The sequence below is a fragment of the Bacteroides sp. OF03-11BH genome, from assembly GCF_003604005.1.
In the GTDB taxonomy this organism is placed as follows: Bacteria; Bacteroidota; Bacteroidia; order Bacteroidales; family Bacteroidaceae; genus Bacteroides; species Bacteroides ovatus.
In genome coordinates, this window is sequence record NZ_QTMW01000119.1 from 1 (window position 1) to 1,316 (window position 1,316).

At 54.2% G+C, this 1,316-nt stretch carries 1 protein-coding gene; it reads left to right on the forward strand.

Annotation, left to right across the window (positions count from 1 at the left end):
• The coding region (locus DXA54_RS27925; protein WP_120081208.1) for a TraG family conjugative transposon ATPase at positions 1–1,316 on the forward strand (1,316 nt) is incomplete at both ends.

Consider the following 1,316-nt stretch of genomic DNA (forward strand, 5'->3'; position numbering starts at 1 on the left):
GCGATGCCCGGCAACGCGGCGGACTTCCCGGCGGAAGAGAGTTTCCATACATTCATCGAGCAGGCGGTGTGCCTCTTCACGGAGGAAACCAACTACCGCAGTTCGCTCTCGCCCTTCGGCATCAAGATGGTGGACAGGCTTACGGGAAAACCGTTGCACCTCGACATCAGCGACCTGCCGATGAAGCGGGGTATCACGACCAACCGCAACAAGTTCGTGTTGGGTCCTTCGGGCAGCGGCAAATCCTTTTTTATGAACCACCTCGTGAGGCAATACTACGAGCAGGGTACGCACGTGGTGCTGGTGGACACGGGAAACTCCTATCAGGGCTTGTGCGAGATGATCCGGTGCAAGACAAACGGGGCGGACGGCGTGTACTTCACCTACACGGAGGAGAAACCGATTTCGTTCAACCCGTTCTACACCGATGATTACGTGTTCGACGTGGAGAAAAAGGACAGCATCAAGACATTGCTGCTGACGCTCTGGAAGTCGGAGGACGACAAAGTGACGAAGACGGAGAGCGGCGAACTGGGCAGTGCGGTGAACGCCTATATCGAGCGTATCAGGGCTGACCGGAGCATCGTCCCCTCGTTCAACACCTTCTACGAGTATATGCGCGACGACTACCGCCGCGAACTGGCGGAACGTGAGATAAAGGTGGAGAAGTCCGACTTCAACATCGACAATATGCTCACCACCATGCGGCAGTATTACCGGGACGGACGCTACGACTTCCTGCTCAACTCCACGGAGAACATCGACCTGCTCGGCAAGCGGTTCATCGTCTTCGAGATTGACAGTATAAAGGAAAATCGCGAGCTTTTCCCTGTGGTGACCATCATCATCATGGAAGCCTTCATCAACAAGATGCGCCGATTGAAAGGCGTAAGGAAACAGTTGATAGTGGAAGAGGCTTGGAAGGCTCTATCTTCGGCGAACATGGCTGAGTACCTGCGCTATATGTACAAGACCGTGCGCAAGTATTACGGGGAGGCAATCGTGGTGACGCAGGAGGTGGACGACATCATTTCCTCGCCCGTCGTCAAGGAGAGCATCATCAACAACTCCGACTGCAAGATACTCCTTGACCAGCGGAAGTACATGAACAAGTTTGATGCCATACAGTCCCTGTTGGGTCTGACGGAGAAAGAGAAGTCGCAGATACTCTCCATCAACATGGCGAACAACCCGTCAAGGCTCTACAAGGAAGTGTGGATAGGACTGGGCGGCACGCAGTCGGCAGTCTATGCCACCGAAGTTAGTGCTGAAGAGTATCTGGCGTACACCACCGAAGAAACGGAAAAAGTAGAGGT